Here is a 19,248-nt window from a genome sequence, read left to right on the forward strand (position 1 = left end):
TTTTCAGTCTTTTATAAGCTGCCTGTTTTCTCTGCCTGAATCGTGTATGCACAGATATATAAGGATGCAGTTGACCGTATCATATCAAATATACCACTTATAAGAGGATAATTATCAAAATTTTTGATATTTTCAAGCGAAAATCTGACTTTATTTTATTCTCCTTCATTTTTTTCAATGAGGACTTTCTGTCATATTAAATGATTGCGCTTACATAATGTAAAGAAATCCTCTCTTTCGCAAAGTCAATTTTGTGACAAATTTATGGCGGAGAGGAAGGTGGTTGCCGCCTGCTTCACGAATTACGTAAGAAATGCGCAAGTAAAAGGGGGATTCGCTTGAAAAAATTTATCGCATTTCAGATTTTGATCGCCTTAGCCATCGGAGCACTGATCGGCCATTTCTTCCCGGATTTCGGGATGGCGCTGCGGCCCGTGGGAGACGGATTTATCCGCCTGATTAAAATGATTGTCGTGCCGATCGTGTTCTCGACCATTGTCATCGGAGCCGCCGGCAGCGGCAGTATGAAAAAGATGGGCAGTCTCGGCATCAAAACGATTATTTGGTTTGAAGTGATTACGACGCTTGTTCTGGGGCTCGGCCTCCTATTGGCAAACGTGCTGAAGCCGGGAGTCGGCCTTAACCTCTCTCACCTTGCTAAAAAAGACATTCACGAGCTTTCCGGCTATACGGAAAAAGTAGTCGACCTGAAACAAATGCTTCTTGATATTATCCCCGTTAATATCATTGACGTTATGGCGAAAAACGATCTTCTCGCCGTCATCTTTTTCGCGATCCTATTCGGTGTTGCCGCAGCCGGCATCGGCAAAGCCTCCGCACCTGTCATGAATTTCTTTGAATCAACGGCAAATATTATGTTCAAGCTGACGCAAATGGTGATGGTCACCGCTCCGATCGGCGTTCTTGCCCTTATGGCCGCCTCAGTCGGACAATTCGGAATCGCGCTTTTGCTCCCGATGCTGAAGCTGATCGGCACTGTGTTTCTCGGGCTGTTTTTGATCCTCTTCGTTCTGTTTCCGATTGTCGGGCTTATCTTTAAAATCAAGTACTTTGAAGTGCTGAAAATGATTTGGGATCTGTTTTTGATTGCTTTTTCCACGACAAGCACAGAAACCATTCTGCCTCAGCTGATGGATCGGATGGAGAAATACGGCTGCCCGAAGCGGGTCGTCTCCTTTGTGGTTCCGTCAGGCTTATCGCTGAATTGTGACGGCTCCAGTCTCTATTTATCGGTGTCATGTATTTTTCTGGCGCAGGCTTTTCATGTGGAGATGCCGCTTTCTCAGCAGCTTCTGATGATGCTTGTGCTCGTCATGACAAGCAAAGGCATTGCCGCCGTCCCGTCAGGCTCACTCGTCGTGCTTCTGGCGACAGCGAATGCCGTCGGTCTCCCTGCGGAAGGCGTCGCCATCATTGCCGGTGTCGACCGCGTCATGGACATGGCGAGAACCGGCGTCAACGTGCCCGGCCATGCGGTCGCCTGTATCGTCGTATCTAAATGGGAAAAAGCCTTCACATATAAAGGGTCCGTCACGGCGGACCAGACCGCCCGGACAGAAAGTATGTAAACACAAAAAAGACCACCTCATTGGTGGTCTTTTCTATTAATCAATCGCCGCATGATCTTCTTTTTCAATCAAAGCAAGGCGTTCATTGATTTCTTCTTGAGTCATTTCGTGCTCTTTCACATACATGTTGCGTTCGTTTGTACGGCATTCGTGACTGCAGCTGCGCATGTACTTGTATTCATTCTCAGGTGTGCAGATCATTTTTTTATTACATGCCGGATTTGCGCAGTTCACATAACGCTCGCAAGGCTCGCCCGTGAAATAATCTTTTCCGATAATGACATGCTCTACGCGGTTGACCGGTACGCTGATTCTTTCGTCAAATACGTAGCACTGTCCGTCCCACAGTTTGCCTTGGACTTCAGGATCTTTACCGTAAGTGACGATACCGCCGTCAAGCTGGGACACGTCTTCAAAGCCCTGCTTCAGCAGCCAGCCGGAAAATTTCTCACAGCGTACGCCGCCTGTGCAGTACGTGAGGATTTTTTTGCCTTCGAGCATGTCTTTGTGCTCTTCAATCCAGTCCGGCAGCTCACGGAACGCCTCAATATCAGGTCTGACCGCTCCGCGGAAATGACCGAGATCATACTCATAGTCGTTTCTGGCGTCAATCACGATCGTGTCAGGATCCTGCATTTGCTCATAAAAGTCTTTCGGTTTTAAGTGTTTGCCCGTCGTGGTATTCGGATCAACATCATCTTCGAGACGAAGCGTCACCAGCTCTTTTTTATGGCGGACAAACATTTTGCGGAACGCATGTCCGTCAGTCTCATCAATTTTGATCGGCATGTCGGCAAAACGCGGATCAGCTTTCAGCGCATTCATGTATTGATCCGTCTGTTCAACCGTTCCGGACACCGTACCGTTAATGCCTTCCTCAGAAATCAAAATACGGCCTAACAGACCGAGCTCCTTACAAAACTTCAAATGCTGAGCCGTGAATTCCTCAGGCTCATCAATCTTTACATATTTATAATAAAGTAAAACTCTATATTGTTTTTCCATGATTTATACACCCTGTTCAATTATATTAATGATCACGCACACTATACTATATCATACAGGAAAACGGGCGAAAGATGAACATTTCCGTCCGGACTCTTTCTTCCAGTCACGCTTCTCCTTTTATTACCTGCTGAAAATAAAACCGATACGTATTGCGCAAAAAGGTTTCAAGTGAAAGGCCGGCGGCAGTCTGATACTTGCCGATGATAAACGGAAAACGGTCACGGCCTTTTTCGCGCAGGACATCGGCGCTGTCTTCACCCAGTTCCGAAATGAGCGATTCGATGACAGGCCAGCTGGCATCCCGCACGGCTTCCAAAGCTTGCTGATTGCCTGTAAGCAGGTATTGCTCTATCAGCTTTGCCAAATCCTTTTCTTCCATATTGTTCACTTCCTTACACCATATAAAAAAGAGGAGCAGCTTTTATAAAGCGGACGCCTCCTCCTGTGACTCCGCATAACCGATGATCTGGCCGACCTGTAACTCCCGGCCTTCAATGAGGTTATCCGAAGGGGTAAACATATCCTTCTCAAATACTAAAATAACGGTCGATCCAAATGAAAAATAGCCCAGCTCTTCACCCGTTTCAAGCCTGTTTCCGGTGTTTGTCTGAACGATGGAATTAATATTCATCGCACCTACCGGAATCATGAGCATCTGCTGGTTACCACGGGTGAGCTCGTACACATAACGGTAATTTTTTGAGAGCACGTCTTTCCCGTACTTCAATCCCATCGTATTGACGGGATAGGAGCGTTTCCCCAGCTCGGCCAGCTTCTGATACGTACAGCTGATGGGGGAATGGAAGCGGTGGTAATGTCTCGGGCTCAGATAAAGCACGGCAAAACGGCCGCCGTTGTATTTGTGATCGGCGCTTTTAAACCCCGTCAGTTCAGCGAACGAATAATCCTTCCCTTTTACCATGAAGGTTTGATTCGGATTAATCATGCCCACCGTCTGAACGACGCCGTCCACAGGACTGACGATGGCGTTCTTCTCTTTTGCCACGGGGCGGAGATTCAAATTAATATCACGAATGAAAAATGACGCCAGTGAATCAAAGTCAGAGGCTGTCCGTTCCGTTTCATTCCAGTTGATGCGATAGTGTTTGGAAAACAGCGGAATCATCGGCTTGCTCAGTTTCGATTCACAGAAGTTTTTAATGAGATGGGACGTCAATCGATTATTAGTCAGTTCAATCAATGAACGATAAAGAACTTTAGCAGCAGTATTAAACATTGATTACTCCTATGAATTTTCCTATAGTAATAAAAATAAAACACCATAAAAACGCTCCGATGGCGGCGAAGCATAAGTAGGTTTTGAAATCCATTCTGCCGATTCCGGAAAAGTAGCAGGTCACGTGTCTGATGCCTGGGATGAAATAACCCAAAATAATGGTGTACGGCCCGTACTTTTTCATCCACCTGTCTACTTTCTCCATCCTCTTTTCCTTCAGGCCGACCCATTTTCCGAACTTATTAATAAACGGCCGGCCGGCTTTTCTGCCGATGAAGTAGCTGATAATCATCCCCAGGAGAGCTCCGATAAAGCTGATCAGAATGGAGAGCTCATAATTCAGCACTTTTATATGGGCGAAGTAGCCCACAAGCGTCATCATGACTTCATCCGGAATAGGCAATCCGATAATACCAAGTGTCAGCATGAGAAAAATCGCGATATATCCGTAATCGGAGATTAATTGCTGAACTAATTCCATCTTCTGCTCTCCAGGTTTTCAGGCGCCTGTTTTTTAAAGTGGGGAAATTTAATATTGCTGACCATTAAATAACCGAGCGCGATCGTTCCCGCCCCCAGAAGAAAAGCGTTATTGATGAAGCTCAAAATAACAAGACACATCCCCGCAAACGGAATCGGCATCCCGATAAACGTCGGCAGCTTGCTTTGTCCGATATTAAATCTCGAGAGCCGGATCATTCCGCAGATGCTGTAGGAAAGCGCGATTAAAATTCCGATGAACGGAATCGTATATAGTGAAACAGTGTAAGCAAGCATAGACGGCGCCACGCCGAACGTCACGAGATCAGCAAAAGAGTCAAGCTCCCTTCCCATCTCCGATACCGCGTTCAGCTTACGGGCGGCCAAACCGTCAAAAAAATCGAGAAACATCCCGATGAAAATAAAGATCACCGCGGAGTGAATATTATGATACAAAAGGGAATGAATCGATAGAAGCCCGCAAATAAAATTTCCAATTGTGATCATACTAGGTATATAATTCACAGTTTACACAAACCTCCAATTAAAACCATATCAAATCGGACTGCGTATGCATAAAGACTCCATTTTACGGAAACATAAAATGAAATTCTTTCAATGCTATCATTCAAATTCTTTTATTATACAGCATTTGGTGTTATTTGAACAATCTAATCTGGTGATTTTTGTTTTTTCGCCGTTCATATTAAGGTAAGCAATCGGGGTTATCTCTATTCCGGATTACCCTGCTTAAATATTCCATGCCGATGAGACGGTCTGTCCGCGCTTCACGAATGAAAAGCCTTATGATGTATAGTTATTTCCTTCTCCGTTAAATGAGAACATTACATATAACGATTGCGGACATAAAAAGTTTCATGAATGAAAAAACCGGCAAAAAACGGCCTCATACATTATCTCACAACCCCGTTTTCCAGTATATAGTCTGCCCACACAAAAAGGCGCCTTACCATTACGGTAAAAACGCCTCTTAAGATAGGTTTATGTAACAGATAAATGACTGAGTGCTTCGGCCGCTCTTTCTCTCGCCTCTTCAACCGTCTCGGCTGCAGAAAGCGCAACCGCCATTCGGCGTCCGGCTTTCGTGACAGGTTTTCCGAATATGCGGACCTGAGTGCTTTTTACCGCCAAGGCCTTCTCCACACCTTCAACCGCGTAATCAGCAAGCTCTTTTGGCGCCTTCAGCGGACGGCTTGCCCCCGGCGACAGCAGTGTGATTTCCGGAATCGGGAATCCCATTATCGCACGGACATGCAGCGCGAACTCTGACAAATTTTGCGTCACAAGTGTGACGAGGCCCGTATCATGCGGACGGGGAGACACTTCGCTGAAATATACCTTATCTTTAGTAAGGAAAAGCTCAACCCCGAACAAACCGTATCCGCCGAGCTCGTCCGTTATGCTTTTCGCAATGTGTTTCGCCTCTTCAATCTGCTGTTCTGTCATATGATGAGGCTGCCACGATTCAATATAGTCACCATCTTTTTGTTCATGTCCGATCGGTGCGCAAAAGGATGTACCGTTCGCCGCGCGCACTGTCAAAAGGGTGATTTCGGATTCAAACGGAATGAATTCCTCAACGATGACCCGGCCATTTTTCACCCGGCCGCCTTCCATCGCCATATTCCAGCAGCTTTCCAGCCCGGAAGCCGAGCGGCACACGCTTTGCCCTTTTCCGGAAGAGCTCATCAGCGGCTTCACCACGCACGGAAAGCCGATTGTTTCCGCCGCTTCTTTAAATTCTTCATATGTATTCGCGAATTCATAGCCGGCAGTCGGAAGGTGCAGCTTCTCTGCCGCTAGCCGTCTGATGCCTTCACGGTCCATCGTCAGCTTCGCCGCACGCGCATTCGGGATGACGTGAAAGCCTTCTTCCTCAAGCTTCAGCAGCTCATCCGTCGCAATGGCTTCCACTTCCGGTACGATCAAGTCCGGTTTTTCTTTTTCAATGACTTCTCTGACCTGCGCTTTATCGAGCATATCGATGACATAGCTTTTGTGCGCGGTCTGCATGGCAGGGGCATGCTCATAGCTGTCAACGGCTACAGTGACAACCCCGAGCCGCTGCGCTTCAATGACGACTTCTTTCCCCAGCTCGCCTGATCCCAATAACAACATCTTTTTCGCCTGATACATGTCCTTTGGCCCCTCCCTTTCTATACCTCCCTCATTATAACGGAAATATTCAAAAAATAAAGACAAGACAGATAACCAAGCTCTATCCTGTCTTTTGCGCTGATTCGAGCGATTCAATCGCCGCTGACACGTCCTTCTCGCCATATTGCCCCATTAAGCATAACGATTCTTCCGCCCGGCAGGCGTGAGAAGAGATGCGGCGCTTGGCTTCCTCATGCATGTCACGGATGCCGAGTTCTTGGAGACTGACGGGAAATCCGAGCCGGCGGTAAAACGGAAGCAGCTCTTCAATCTCATGTCTCCGATTCTCAAGCGCAAGCTGCACCAATATGCCGTAAGCAACCTTCTGACCGTGCAGCACCTGATGTGTCTCCTGAATAAAGCTGAGTCCGTTGTGCACCGCATGCGCCCCTGCCATCCTGCACAAACGGCCCCCATAGCCGCCGACCGTTCCCGCGAGCATAATAATCGTTTCCGCCGTCTGGATGAACGGTACTGACAGCTCACCTTTCTCCATGCTTACGACGGCTGCTTCACTGTAACGCAATAACAGATCACGGATATATTCCGCCTGCCTCAGCCCCGCCTGAGCCATCAGCGGCGCCGTCCCCGTATTTCTGATGACCGCTTCGGCCTCATACCATTTCGCCAGCGTATCACCGATCCCGCTTTTCATATATTCAATGGGAGAGGAAAGCAAAAACAGCGGATCAACAAGCGTCAAATAGCTTGAACGCTTATGATAATCCACTCTGATAAAATTGCCGCTCTCATCATACATGACACTTAACGGCGTACTTGCCGCACACGTCCCCGCGATGGAAGGAACCATCACAGTCTCAATATCAAGCCGGTCTGCCGCCGCTTTTGCCAAATCCAACATCGTGCCGCCTCCGATACCGATGATCACATCCGCATCTTTCGCCTGCTCACAGACCTTACGCACCGCCTCAGGTGAACAGTATCCTTTATGCTGAATCACATCCCAGGAAGAACCGCCGCTGTAATCGGAGAACGCCTGATAGGATTTGATTCCGGTCACAATCACGGGTTTTCTGAATGTCTCCAGCAGCCCCGGAAGCTCTTTTGCGATTCCTTCCTTACATATATATTGATTCGGGCCGCTTCGTACGATATCTTCAGGCTTCATTCGAATCTCTCCTCTGGCTGGAATTTATATATATATTTTCTCACTTGTCAGAAAATACATCAACCGGAGGTGCATCAGCGCTTCGCTTCCTCCGCCTCCAAAAACAGCTCATCAAGCCGCTCCAAAGCCTCTGCCTTTTCAAAACTGCTGAACCACAGATCATCATAAGAATCCAGGATGCGGTAATGGTGGGAAATCAAATGCTGCTGCAAGCGGAACTCACCTTTTTTCTCGATGGTTTTCCACCACACCTTGCCGCCCATCGTCTTCCCCTTCGGCCTGTCAATTGTGCGATGGGCAACCGCTTCAATGACCTCCAGCGGATCATCTCCTAATACGGATTGCAGTGTTTCACTTGATCTGAAAAGCGCGCAAACCGCCACAACATGCGGCCATTCCGCAAGCGCCCGCCCTTTCTCAATCTGCACCAGCGCCTTTTTGGAAAGACCGATCACATCCGCCATTTTCTCTTGCGTATAGCCTCTCTCCGACCGGATTTTCTTCAGCTGGACCGAGACAAGCTCAGTCATATAATCTTGATCCATCTCAACCTCCATATTTATCAATATAGCCATTTTACACCGCGTGACGCCTTTTTTATATCGGTACATTTTTAAATGAATCAAAAGAAGCGGTAAAAAAGTACCCTTTTCCTCTTTTTCTCAATTCACGAACAGAAATTGGCATCCTCATGGTAAAATACGGTCGGAGAAAATCAGGCGAAAGGACACTGTATATGAAATTACTCGAAAGCAATACCCTCATTCAATCAGCAAACAGCCGTCTGAAAGCTTATCAAAAAACGAAAGATGACATGATTGCTTTAAAACAGCAGTTTCACGGCATTGCAAATACGGACGCCATGTCAGGGAAAGGCGCGGACGCCATTAAAGCCTTCTATACTGAACAGGCCTCCGGAGCAGAGCTTTGGCTTGATCTCTGCGACATGAAAATTACTTTTTTCAAAAGCATCCCAAGAGAAATAGAACAGGCGGGCTTCGGCCGGCATGACTTGCTGGAAGAATCGTTTCTTGATAGTGAGCTTAAGCATGCCGGGCAAAGAGCTTACCATATCATTGATGGCCAGCATGATGAGATCAGCCGAATTTTAGGATCAATTGACGACATTTTGTCCTTATCACCGTTTGACAAATCTTCGGTTACCGGCAAACTTGATGCCTCCGATCACAAAAAACGGCAAACAGCAGAACACTTACATAAACTCGACGCAAAACTGGTTCACGAGTACGCTCAATCTGAAGCGCTTGAACACGAAGTTGAAGCCTTCTTCCGGACGCTGGCCGACTTAACAAGTAAGGCAGGAGGTCCGCAATCTTTTAACACCAAAGCATTTCACGATACTGACGTATATAAAAGAAAAGACAGCATACAAAAACAAGCCCATCAATACATCAAAATGAAACAGCAGGAAGAAACCGCCTTTTTACAGAAAAAACTGGACCGCATTTCTGACCCGGATGAATATGTAAACATTGCAGAAAAACTCGGGGCTGACAACTTGAGCGCCGAACAATTACAATATTACTCAAGCCTCGTCCAGCTAAAAGTCATGCGCCAAGCCGGACAAATGCTCGTCGACGGGGCAAAAGGCATTATGCTGGGGATATGGGATGCAGGAAAAGACGCCGTCATTGGCGCTTACGATTTCGCAATCTGGCTGCAAAGAGCACAAGGACACGCAGGAACAATAGAACAGGCCAAAGCCGGACAAGAACTCATCGGCGCCATTTACAATGCACCGGAAACATTCGATTATATGGTTCAATCCTTCAAAACTTCATGGAATGAAAACATCATTCACGGTGACACCTACAGCCGCACCCACTATATCGCTTACGCTGCCGTCTCCCTCTTAGGAGCAAAAGGCGCAGGAGAAGTCACCGGAGTGACAAGGGCCGGGAGATTTGTGACGAAGGAAGCGAAGACCTTTATTGCGGATCAGAAAAGAACGTTTAAAACTGTTGCTGAAAAAACAAAACCCTACCTCAAAGAACCAAATGTCTTTCAACTGAACACTGTTTCACAAGGAGCAGGAGGTATTGAGTCTTCAGTTCTGAAGATGGGAAATGGATTGGATAAGAAGCAGGAAAGTGTTATGCGGATTGATGGCGGTATGGATGGGTTTAAAAAGAATGGAAACCTTGCATATAAAGAGGGGTATTATGTAGAACATCTAACCGGAGAAGTAAAAAAGTGCACCAAACGCCATGGTGTAAGCGGCGGACATAACTATGATGAATTCCAAAAGTACTTCCACAACAATGGACAATACAGATTAGAGGAAATTCGAAAACTTGAGCACCCCGAAATTAAAGGTGTATATGATATTGAATACAGGTTGAAAGTTGAAATAAAAGATTATCGAGGACAGGGTACTGGTGATTTTAAATTTGTTCCTAAAGAAGGGGTCACGCCCCTTAAAAAAACCGTTTACGACCCGAAAGTAATTTCTAACGAGGAAATCGTGAGATTAGGGAAGGAAGCAATGAAAGAAGGATTAAACAATAATCGAAAAAGAGCTTTAACAACACAAAAAAAAGAGAAAATATATGGAATTTCAAGCGAAGGGCTTAAATTTGAAGGGATTAGAAATATTGAAACTGGAGAAATTGATAACTTTTTTCCAGTAATCGAATTCGAAAAATAAAGGAGCAAGTACTGTGGACCATATTTTTCAGGATAGCAAATTATGTATTGAATACTTCAAAAAACGAAATCTACATAAAAGTCATGTAATAGATGTTTTGGTAGAATTTATTTTCCTTTACGATTTTCAAAACATTCTTAAAGGTTTTCTTAAAGAAGATGTCGTAAGGCGAGATACAATCGGAGTGGTCTTCTCAAGTGAGTTCGATAAAGATGATGAAGAGTACTTCGGTGAAAATAAAGTCTTATTCTACTACGGTACAGACGAAGATGGAGAAGATATCGTAACACACGAAGAACTATACAAATACGTAAAAGCGGCATGTGAATTTTATATTGAAAGACATCCCGAACAATCTGCAGATACTGAAAATCTCTTGTTACAAATAAAAGCAAAATATCAAGAGTCATGAAAACTGTTGGTGATATAGTTAAATCAAGCACTAGTAAATTAGATAATCTAAAACAGCACACATTTTTGGGAAAAGCTTATGACAAGTGAATAAATTCTCTTACTTCTCGCATTAGATCTATTTAAAAAGTAGGTGCAAACCAATGAGAAGAAAAATGAAAGACAGATGGAACGACGATGATCGTATTTACCTAGGCTTATCTATAAAAGAGAAACTTTTCCCAACGATATTGGGAGGTATTGTCGGGGATGCACTGGGTGTACCCGTGGAATTCAAGGACAGGAATTTAGAAGTAAACGGCATGACCGGATACGGTACTTACAATCAGCCCCCGGGGACGTGGTCAGATGATTCATCATTGACATTATGCTTGATAGAAAATTTAATTGAGGAAAATGGCGAAATTGAATTGATGGAAAAATTCACCTCATACCGGGAAGATGGTTATTGGACACCGCACGGCCATATGTTTGATATCGGTCGAACAACTGATGAAGCCATTGAGCGCTTTTTAAAAGAGAAAAACGTTCGTCAATGCGGCGGAATCACTGAGTTTGATAACGGCAACGGCGCGTTAATGCGCATTTCTCCTTTAGTTTTTATCTTATGCAATGAGAAAGACTTCACGACAAGAAAAAGGGAAATTGAACGGTGGGCGGAATTAACACATGCGCATCCAAGATCTACACTAGCCTGTATTGTTTATATACAATTTCTCATCCATTTATTTAATAATAATACTCCAGCTCGGGCATTTGAACGAGCAACAGGAACCTGCAGGTCAGAACTATCCAAGGATATAAAATATAGAGATGAATTGGTACATTACAGACGCGTGTTTGATCAATCTATTTTAGATGCGAAAAAAGAAGATATTATCTCTGACGGCTATGTTGTGCATTCTCTTGAGGCTGCATTGTGGTGTTTCTTTAAACATACAAACTATAGGGATGCAGTCTTAGAAGCAGTTAACCTGGGAGGAGATACAGATACTATCGCTTTTCTTACAGGTACGTTAGCCGGCATGTGCTATGAGATCAATAGTATTCCAGAAGAGTGGATTAATAAACTGACAAGAAAACAAGATATTTTAGACCTATGTGAAAGATTTTTTCAATATTGTTATAAGAGAGCGGCTCAATAGATTTAAGCAAAAAACAGATCGTGATGGCGATCTGTTTTTTTCTCGTCATACGTTTGCCACCTATTAATGAACGCACACTACATGTAATGGAGGGATTGCAATGGACGAAATGGTCCTGGAAACACAGCAATGGCTGAATGAGACGTACAAAGGCAGACACGGGTACAACAAAGTGCCGGAAAACGGAAAAACAGGCTGGGATACCATTTACGGTCTGACACGGGCGCTTCAAATCGAGCTTGGTATTTCTGAACCTGCCGATAACTTCGGACCGACGACACAAAGATTATTTAAACCGTTGAAAAAGCAGGCTCCCGATTCTAAGCCGACAAACATGAATTACATTCTGCAAGGGGCGCTATGGTGTAAAGGATTTAACCCGGGCGGATTTTCTGGCGTTTTCTATGAAAATACCGAAAGCGCTGTAAAAGAGTTTCAAAAAGCGGCCGGGCTCACTAAGCAAGACGGCATCGTCACAGCACTCATTATGAAAGCCTTGCTGGATATGAGCGCTTTTCGGTTAGTAGCGGGCGGCGACAAAAAAATCCGCCAAATCCAGCAGAACCTGAACAGGGATTACAATGACTACATCGGCTTGATGCCTTGTGACGGCTTATATGCCCGCGATACAAACAAGGCTCTCATTTATGCCCTCCAAAAAGAAGAAGGCATGAGCACAAGCGTCGCCAATGGATTTTTCGGGAACGGAACGACCAGCTTATGTCCTACCCTGACTCCCGGCGATTCACGGACAGGCTTTGTTTTGATTGTTCAATACGCGCTTTACTGTAATGGGAAATCATTTGACCCCGGTGAATTCGACGGAAAATACGGCGTCGGCGTTGTATCGGCAGTGAAAGCTTTCCAAGAGTTTATGTGCCTGCCGCAAACAGGTTATGCGGACATGCCGACGATTAAAGCTTTATTATCAAGCTCAGGCGACACAACGCGGGCTGCTTCGGCTTGTGACACTGCTGCAATTATAACGGCAGATACCGCTAAAACTTTACGTGAGAATGGCTATAAAATCGTGGGAAGATATTTGACCGGGAATGTGCGGACAAGCAGCGGACTGACATCGAAAGCCTTGACGTCAAAAGAGCTTTCCACTATTTTCGATGCCGGCTTAAGCGTTTTTCCGATTTATCAGGACGGCGGCTATGAATCTTCTTATTTTGTAAAAGATCAAGGAACGAGAGATGCGTACAGCGCTGCATCAGCCGCCCGAAGATTAGGTTTTCCGTCAGGCACAACCATCTACTTTGCTGTCGATTTCGATGCGTATGATTATGAAGTCACAGATAAAATCATCCCTTACTTTCAAGAAATCAAGTCAGCTTTTATGAAAATGCAGGCGTTTTCAACTGCGCCGAAATATGAAATCGGGGTATACGGACCGAGAAACATTTGTATCCGGACGTCAGAAGCAGGTCTGACCAAATATAGCTTTACAGCTAACATGTCGACCGGATTCAGCGGCAACCTCGGATACCCGATGCCGAAAAACTGGGCTTTTGATCAATTTTATGAAGGAACGATCGGAAGCGGAGCGGGAAAAGTCGCCATTGACAAAGACGGTTACTCCGGAAAAGACTCAGGTGTAAGCAGCGTCCATCCGCCTTCTGATCCTGTGTATGATGCAAGACTGCGTACACTGACGGACATTTTAACGACCATTCCCGCATTAGAAAATGTACCGAATCTTGCGAATGCCATGTTTGAATTCGACAAGACTGAAACCATTTATGCATCACCTGAAATGGATATTCTTTTATCAACTTCACTTTTGGCAACAGTGCCGAGTGAAGGTTCTCCCAACACAGTTACCATTACAAATGGCAAACCGGGAGCTTATATTACCGGTCTGATGGGAGATTCACAAGTCTCTTTTACAGCATCACAAATTGATTCCTATCAAAACCTGCTTAACAGTCTGAGCTTGTCAGTCCGCAACGGTTATTTAGAAGTATACGTCAATCCGGCTGCGGGATCGCTGAATATTCAATTTAAAATCTATACACCTGATATTCCGGTCGGTGACAGTGCTACAACTGGACTAACAACGACCATTACATTTAAAATAAAACAAAAGAGCTTCAGACTGCCGGATTCCGAAGAGGTTTACTCTCCGGATTGGGATTCTGTCGTGAATACCATGGCCATTGCAGGCGCAGGAATTATTGTTATTGTAGGTATCGGCGCTTTAGTCGTTTTAGCGCCTGAATTAGGGGGAGCTGCAGCCTTGTTCAGCACGGTTTTATCACTATTTCTATAATTGAACAGGCAGCTCCTTGCTCCGGGAATGCTCAATGAGTATTCTTGGAGTTATTTTTTAAGGAGGATTCGTATGAAGATTGACATGCAGATATACAAGGAAACCGTTCAAAAAATAGAAAGCGATTTGCTTCCGCGAAGTCAAAATGACAAAGAACTGCTTACATATTTAACGACACAAGATTCGCTCACACTCAATCAAATGAAAATGTGTTTCACTGAACCGCAGCTCACCTTCAACCATACAGTCAAGATTGTATGCACAGTCACTTTCATCACGTTATATATCTTTTTTTTCAGCACTCATTTTAATGATTTGATTGAAATGGCGCTGCAAATGGTTTTTGGTCTGGCCGGCCTTGTTTGGATTTTTGCCGTATTCCCGTTTTCAAGGAAAATCCAAGTGTCTGACCGTTTCAGACAAAAATCTGAAAACACCCGTATTACCGGAATGATAGACTTCGTCCTCGAACAAAGATACAAAGACATGATCAGTTAAGAAACCCCTCCGCTTAAGGGGTTTTTTATTATGCAATCCTTTCATCCCCCTTGCCAAAAAAGGCTCTTCCCCACTGGAAATAACCGGAACACCCAATTTCATTCTCAATATAATGTGGTAGTGGATCTGTAAAGAAAGAAGGGCTACATGATGGGTATCATTAATGGCAAAATGTATATTGACCGATTGAACCAGCTTAAAAATGAGATTTGGCTTGACGGTGAAAAGATCGAGGGACTCATTTCTGAACATCCCGCATTTAAGGGCCTTCTGGAAACGAAGCGCTCTCTTTATGATTTGCAAACGAAACCGGGCATGAAAGACGAGATGACATACAGTCTCCCCGGTAAAAAAGAGCGGGCCGGGCTTTCATACCTGCAGCCGAAAACGAAAGAAGACGTTAAAAGAAGAAGAAAGATGTTCGAGCATTGGGCCAGGCATACGCACGGAATGATGGGACGAAGCCCGGATTACATGAATACTGTCCTGATGAGCTTCGCCTCCTCTGCCGCGCTTTTGAAAGACCGGGAGCATTGTTTTCCGGAACATGTTCAGGCGCTGTACGAACGGGCTGTCACACAGGATCTTTCTTTTACGCACACGTTTATCACCCCTCAGGTGAATCGTTCACAAATGGATGTAAACGTATCACCAACACCGATCTCCGCAAAAGTCGTCGAAAAAAATGAAAAAGGCCTCGTCATTCACGGCGCCCGGATTTTGGCCACACAAGGCGGCCTGACGGATGAAGTGCTCGTGGTTTCCCTGCCTAAGATGTATTTTGAATCAGATGAAGCGTTCGCTTTTTCCATTCCTTCCAATACAAAGGGCGTAAAATTCATCTGCAGGGAATCTTTCGTACTGGGAAAATCATCATTTGATTATCCGCTCAGCTCAAGATATGAAGAAATGGATTCCATCGTTGTATTCGATAACGTTTTAGTCCCTTGGGAACGCGTATTTTTTTATGATAATTACGAGGCGGCTTATGATTTCAATATGAAAAGCTCTTTTAACGCCTTCGCATTTCACCAAGTCATCACGAGACAAATTGTAAAGACGGAGTTTCTCCTGGGTCTCGCCCAAACGCTTGTCGATGCGATAGATGTCAGCGAGTTTCAGCATATTCAGGCTAAGATGGCTGAAATCATCACCGGTCTGGAAACGATGAAAGCCCTTTTGGAAAAGTCGGAGAATGATGCCGAAACAGATGAATGGGGATATATGCGGCCGAGTGTCACTCCGCTTCGTGTGGTCAGCGCGATTTTCCCTGACATCTACCCGCGCTTCACAGAGATCATTCAGCTGATCGGGGCAAGCGGAATGGTGACTTTGCCGACTGAAAAAGCGTTTCATTCAGACATCAGAGGAGACCTTGACCAATATTTACAGGCAACCGAATTGAATGCTGAGGATCGGGTGAAAGTTTTCCGTCTGGCATGGGATTTGACCATGAGCCCCTTCGGAACAAGACAGACACAATATGAGCGGTACTTCTTCGGTGACCCCGTCCGCTTGGCCAGCCATCTGTACAATAGCTATCCGAAAGAAGAACAGACCGCTGTCATCAAGGACTTCCTGAACATTCATAAATAAAACAAAGCAGAGCCTCATCTCTGCTTATCATAGCTGGATCGGCTGCCGCCGATCCTATTTTTTATTTTGACTGATCACCACCATCGTAATATGCGATAACGCGAAAGAGACAAGCGTGTACACAGCGGCCCATCCGATAAACGAGAAATTCAATACAGTAAAAGTGCATATAAGGCAAACGGCCAAAGCGGCAGCCGGCATAATAAACGCGTTTTTAAACAGATATGTTCCGGCGACTGACAAGATGATAATACAAAGCGGCAGAACACCGAACGCAAAATCCAATTCATCAATCAACAGAGGCACTCCTTTCCCTTTTCTTAAATCGGCCTACCACATCTTATGCCTGAGTACAAAAACAAGTACTTCAAATCCTTTCGCGCTCACGCTGATATTCCCTTCGGTGATTTATTCAAAAAAATGAAAACTTTTCTTAAAGCGTTTACATTTATGGCAGACTGTGATAATTTAAGAAAGCGCTATCATACACAAGTTAATGATTTTTGGATGGAGATGAGGAGAGCCAGAAAAACCCGCCCTTACACAAGGGTGATTTCTGGTTCTTTTTGTTATTTTTAAGGAAAGGAGTCATACATACATCATGATAGACGTTCAGCAAAGGGGAGGATATGATGTTTCAGTTGTTCAAGCCGGCTCCGCATATTGAGAGATTGGATGATTCAAAGACGGATGCGGCCTATAAACGGCTCAGGCTGCAAGTATTTTTGGGGATTTTCATCGGGTATGCCGGGTATTATTTGCTCCGCAAAAACTTTGCCTTCGCTATTCCTTACTTTCAGGAGCAAGGGTTTTCAAAAGGGGAACTTGGCTTGGTGCTTGCGGCCGTATCAATCGCTTACGGCTTCAGCAAATTTATTATGGGGATGGTGTCTGACCGCTGCAACCCGAGATATTTCCTTGCAACGGGTCTGTTTTTGTCAGGTGTCGTAAATATTTTATTTGTTTCCATGCCATGGGTCACGTCAAGCGTGACGATTATGTTTATTTTTATGTTTATTAACGGGTGGTTTCAAGGGATGGGCTGGCCGCCTTGCGGACGGACGATGGCTCATTGGTTTTCCATCAGTGAACGCGGCACGAAAATGTCGATATGGAATGTCGCCCATAACATCGGCGGAGGTATTCTCGCCCCGCTCGTGACTCTCGGCATCGCCATGTTTGTTACTTGGAAAAGCGTGTTTTTCTTTCCGGCTATTATCGCCATTGTCATTTCATTTGTCATCGTTCTTCTCGTTCGTGACACGCCGCAATCCTGCGGGCTGCCGCCGATTGAAGAATACCGGAATGACTATCCGAAACATGCGTTTAAAGACCAGGAAAAAGAAATGACGACCAAAGAAATTCTTTTTAAATACGTGCTGAATAATAAATTTCTGTGGTATATCGCATTTGCCAATGTGTTTGTTTATTTCGTACGGTACGGAGTCGTTGACTGGGCGCCGACTTATTTGACGGAAGCGAAAGGATTCTCTCCTGAAGACTCCAGATGGTCTTATTTCCTTTACGAATATGCGGGAATTCCGGGCACGATTTTGTGCGGCTGGATCAGCGACCGGTTTTTCAAAAGCCGCCGCGCGCCAGCTGGCGTACTGTTCATGGCCGGTGTATTTATCGCTGTATTGGTCTACTGGCTTAACCCTGCCGGTCATCCGCTCATCGACAATATCGCGCTGATCAGCATCGGGTTCTTAATCTATGGACCTGTCATGCTGATCGGGCTTCAGGCCATTGACCTTGCGCCTAAAAAAGCGGCGGGAACGGCAGCCGGCTTAACCGGGTTTTTCGGCTACATCGGAGGCTCGGCTTTTGCCAACGCCATCATGGGTTATGTTGTAGACCGCTTTGACTGGAACGGAGGCTTTATCATGCTTGTCACCTCATGCGCGCTGTCCATCGTCTTCTTGGCTATGACGTGGAATACCGGCAAGCGGGCGGAGCATGTATAAGAAAACAACATAAAAGATTAATATTTTTGCAGTACAGAATTTACAACGATTTTCTACGCTAGAGACAGATATTGATTTATTAAGGGGGAAGAAAACATGCGGAAACATAAGTTGTTTGCTTTGGTATTGCTTTCATTCGGTTTATTGTCATTCATCGTCACGCCTGTATCGGCGGCGGGAAAAGGAAACCTCTTGTCTCCTGACAGAATGTTAACCATTGCCCATCGCGGTGCTTCGGGGTATGTCCCGGAGCACACGATCCTTTCTTATGAAACTGCGCAAAAAATGAAGGCAGACTATATTGAATTGGATTTACAAATGACAAAAGACGGCAAGCTGATCGTCATGCATGATGAAAAACTGGACCGCACCACAAACGGACACGGCTGGGTGAAGGATCATACATCAGCCGAGATTCAAAAGCTCGACGCCGGCTCTTGGTTCAATAAAGCCTATCCGGAAAAAGCTAAACCGCAATACGCCGGACTTCACGTTCCCACACTTGATGACGTGTTAAAACGGTTCGGCAGACACGCAAATTATTATATTGAAACGAAGGCGCCTGAAACGTATCCGGGTATGGAAGAGAAACTGATCGCTTCACTGAAAAAATACAAATTGGCAGGTAAGCATGCGAAACTTGGACAAGTGATCATTCAGTCTTTCAGCAGGGACAGCCTTTTGAAAATCAAAAAGCTCGATCCGAAACTTCCCGCCGTCCAATTGCTTGAAGCGGATCAGATGACGTCAATGACTGACGCTGATTTAGCGGACATCAAAACCTATGCCGTCGGAATCGGGCCGGATTACAAAGCGCTGAACGCTCAAAACGTCCGGAACATACGCAGCCACGGCCTTTTGCTCCACCCTTATACCGTAAACAGCGAAGCGGACATGCGCCGCCTGCTGGATTGGGGCGTAACCGGTGTGTTCACCAACTATGCGGATATATTCCAAAAGGTCAAAAAAGAATACAAATCATAAAGCCAGCATGGGTTCGGAGATGATGCCGAACCCATGTTTTTTTGCGCGATCAAAAAACCCTTGCGGGAAATGTACCGCAAGGG

At 45.3% G+C, this 19,248-nt stretch carries 18 protein-coding genes; 9 read left to right on the forward strand and 9 right to left on the reverse strand.

Annotated elements, in window-relative coordinates; genetic code table 11:
- Positions 1 to 338 precede the first annotated feature (338 nt).
- Positions 339 to 1,589: a glutamate-aspartate/proton symporter GltP gene (gene gltP, locus Y79_RS0106030; RefSeq protein ID WP_016936876.1), complete on the forward strand. Its 1,251-nt coding sequence runs from the start codon at positions 339 to 341 to the stop codon at positions 1,587 to 1,589.
- Between the two features lie 36 nt (positions 1,590 to 1,625).
- Here the strand turns inward: gltP and trhO are convergent, their stop codons facing one another.
- From trhO to Y79_RS0106070, 8 genes are all read right to left on the reverse strand, one after another.
- Entirely contained in the window at positions 1,626 to 2,594 is a 969-nt protein-coding gene (trhO, locus tag Y79_RS0106035) for an oxygen-dependent tRNA uridine(34) hydroxylase TrhO (protein ID WP_016936877.1), read from the reverse strand.
- A gap of 106 nt (positions 2,595 to 2,700) precedes the next feature.
- A complete protein-coding gene (locus tag Y79_RS0106040; RefSeq protein WP_016936878.1) occupies positions 2,701 to 2,976 on the reverse strand; it encodes a hypothetical protein in 276 nt (91 codons plus the stop codon).
- 42 nt (positions 2,977 to 3,018) lie between these two features.
- Positions 3,019 to 3,834: a phosphatidylserine decarboxylase gene (locus Y79_RS0106045; RefSeq protein ID WP_016936879.1), complete on the reverse strand. Its 816-nt coding sequence runs from the start codon at positions 3,832 to 3,834 to the stop codon at positions 3,019 to 3,021.
- On the reverse strand, positions 3,827 to 4,315 hold the full coding sequence (locus tag Y79_RS0106050; protein WP_016936880.1) for a DedA family protein: 489 nt from the start codon (positions 4,313 to 4,315) through the stop codon (positions 3,827 to 3,829). Before Y79_RS0106050 ends, Y79_RS0106045 begins: the two co-directional genes overlap by 8 nt.
- Positions 4,306 to 4,839 carry a CDP-diacylglycerol--serine O-phosphatidyltransferase gene (gene pssA / locus Y79_RS0106055; RefSeq protein ID WP_016936881.1) on the reverse strand — a complete coding sequence of 178 codons (534 nt, stop codon included), beginning with the start codon at positions 4,837 to 4,839 and terminating at the stop codon, positions 4,306 to 4,308. The genes Y79_RS0106050 and pssA overlap by 10 nt, the downstream gene beginning before the upstream one ends.
- Before the next feature lie 477 nt (positions 4,840 to 5,316).
- Complete coding sequence (purT, locus tag Y79_RS0106060) at positions 5,317 to 6,471, reverse strand: phosphoribosylglycinamide formyltransferase 2 (protein WP_016936882.1); 1,155 nt, start codon at positions 6,469 to 6,471, stop codon at positions 5,317 to 5,319.
- An 82-nt stretch (positions 6,472 to 6,553) separates the two neighbouring features.
- On the reverse strand, positions 6,554 to 7,621 hold the full coding sequence (locus Y79_RS0106065; RefSeq protein ID WP_016936883.1) for an iron-containing alcohol dehydrogenase family protein: 1,068 nt from the start codon (positions 7,619 to 7,621) through the stop codon (positions 6,554 to 6,556).
- Positions 7,622 to 7,695: 74 nt separating this feature from the next.
- Positions 7,696 to 8,166, reverse strand: a complete 471-nt coding sequence (locus tag Y79_RS0106070) for a helix-turn-helix transcriptional regulator (protein WP_016936884.1) — start codon at positions 8,164 to 8,166, stop codon at positions 7,696 to 7,698.
- A 191-nt stretch (positions 8,167 to 8,357) separates the two neighbouring features.
- On the opposite strand from Y79_RS0106070, the gene Y79_RS01000000119990 reads away from it, so the two are divergent.
- The 6 genes from Y79_RS01000000119990 (at position 8,358) to hpaB (ending at position 16,214) form a co-directional block, all read left to right on the forward strand.
- Entirely contained in the window at positions 8,358 to 10,289 is a 1,932-nt protein-coding gene (locus tag Y79_RS01000000119990) for a T7SS effector LXG polymorphic toxin (protein WP_162139819.1), read from the forward strand.
- 13 nt (positions 10,290 to 10,302) lie between these two features.
- Positions 10,303 to 10,701 carry a ribonuclease toxin immunity protein CdiI gene (gene cdiI / locus Y79_RS0106080; protein ID WP_016936886.1) on the forward strand — a complete coding sequence of 133 codons (399 nt, stop codon included), beginning with the start codon at positions 10,303 to 10,305 and terminating at the stop codon, positions 10,699 to 10,701.
- Between the two features lie 142 nt (positions 10,702 to 10,843).
- Complete coding sequence (locus Y79_RS0106085) at positions 10,844 to 11,845, forward strand: ADP-ribosylglycohydrolase family protein (protein ID WP_016936887.1); 1,002 nt, start codon at positions 10,844 to 10,846, stop codon at positions 11,843 to 11,845.
- A 100-nt stretch (positions 11,846 to 11,945) separates the two neighbouring features.
- The gene (locus Y79_RS0106090) at positions 11,946 to 14,120 is read left to right on the forward strand and encodes a glycoside hydrolase domain-containing protein (protein ID WP_016936888.1); all 2,175 of its coding nucleotides are present in this window, start codon (positions 11,946 to 11,948) and stop codon (positions 14,118 to 14,120) included.
- Between the two features lie 72 nt (positions 14,121 to 14,192).
- Complete coding sequence (locus tag Y79_RS0106095; RefSeq protein WP_016936889.1) at positions 14,193 to 14,618, forward strand: hypothetical protein; 426 nt, start codon at positions 14,193 to 14,195, stop codon at positions 14,616 to 14,618.
- Positions 14,619 to 14,768: 150 nt separating this feature from the next.
- The gene (gene hpaB, locus Y79_RS0106100; protein ID WP_016936890.1) at positions 14,769 to 16,214 is read left to right on the forward strand and encodes a 4-hydroxyphenylacetate 3-monooxygenase, oxygenase component; all 1,446 of its coding nucleotides are present in this window, start codon (positions 14,769 to 14,771) and stop codon (positions 16,212 to 16,214) included.
- Between the two features lie 54 nt (positions 16,215 to 16,268).
- Here the strand turns inward: hpaB and Y79_RS0106105 are convergent, their stop codons facing one another.
- Positions 16,269 to 16,511: a DUF2651 family protein gene (locus Y79_RS0106105; RefSeq protein WP_016936891.1), complete on the reverse strand. Its 243-nt coding sequence runs from the start codon at positions 16,509 to 16,511 to the stop codon at positions 16,269 to 16,271.
- Between the two features lie 335 nt (positions 16,512 to 16,846).
- Here Y79_RS0106105 and glpT point away from each other — a divergent pair, with 335 nt between their 5' ends.
- Together glpT and Y79_RS0106115 are read left to right on the forward strand one after the other, a co-directional pair.
- A complete protein-coding gene (glpT, locus tag Y79_RS0106110) occupies positions 16,847 to 18,181 on the forward strand; it encodes a glycerol-3-phosphate transporter (protein ID WP_016936892.1) in 1,335 nt (444 codons plus the stop codon).
- A gap of 96 nt (positions 18,182 to 18,277) precedes the next feature.
- Complete coding sequence (locus tag Y79_RS0106115; RefSeq protein WP_016936893.1) at positions 18,278 to 19,165, forward strand: glycerophosphodiester phosphodiesterase; 888 nt, start codon at positions 18,278 to 18,280, stop codon at positions 19,163 to 19,165.
- Positions 19,166 to 19,248: the final 83 nt, after the last annotated feature.

Source organism: Bacillus siamensis KCTC 13613 (assembly GCF_000262045.1).
Taxonomy (GTDB): domain Bacteria; phylum Bacillota; class Bacilli; order Bacillales; family Bacillaceae; genus Bacillus; species Bacillus siamensis.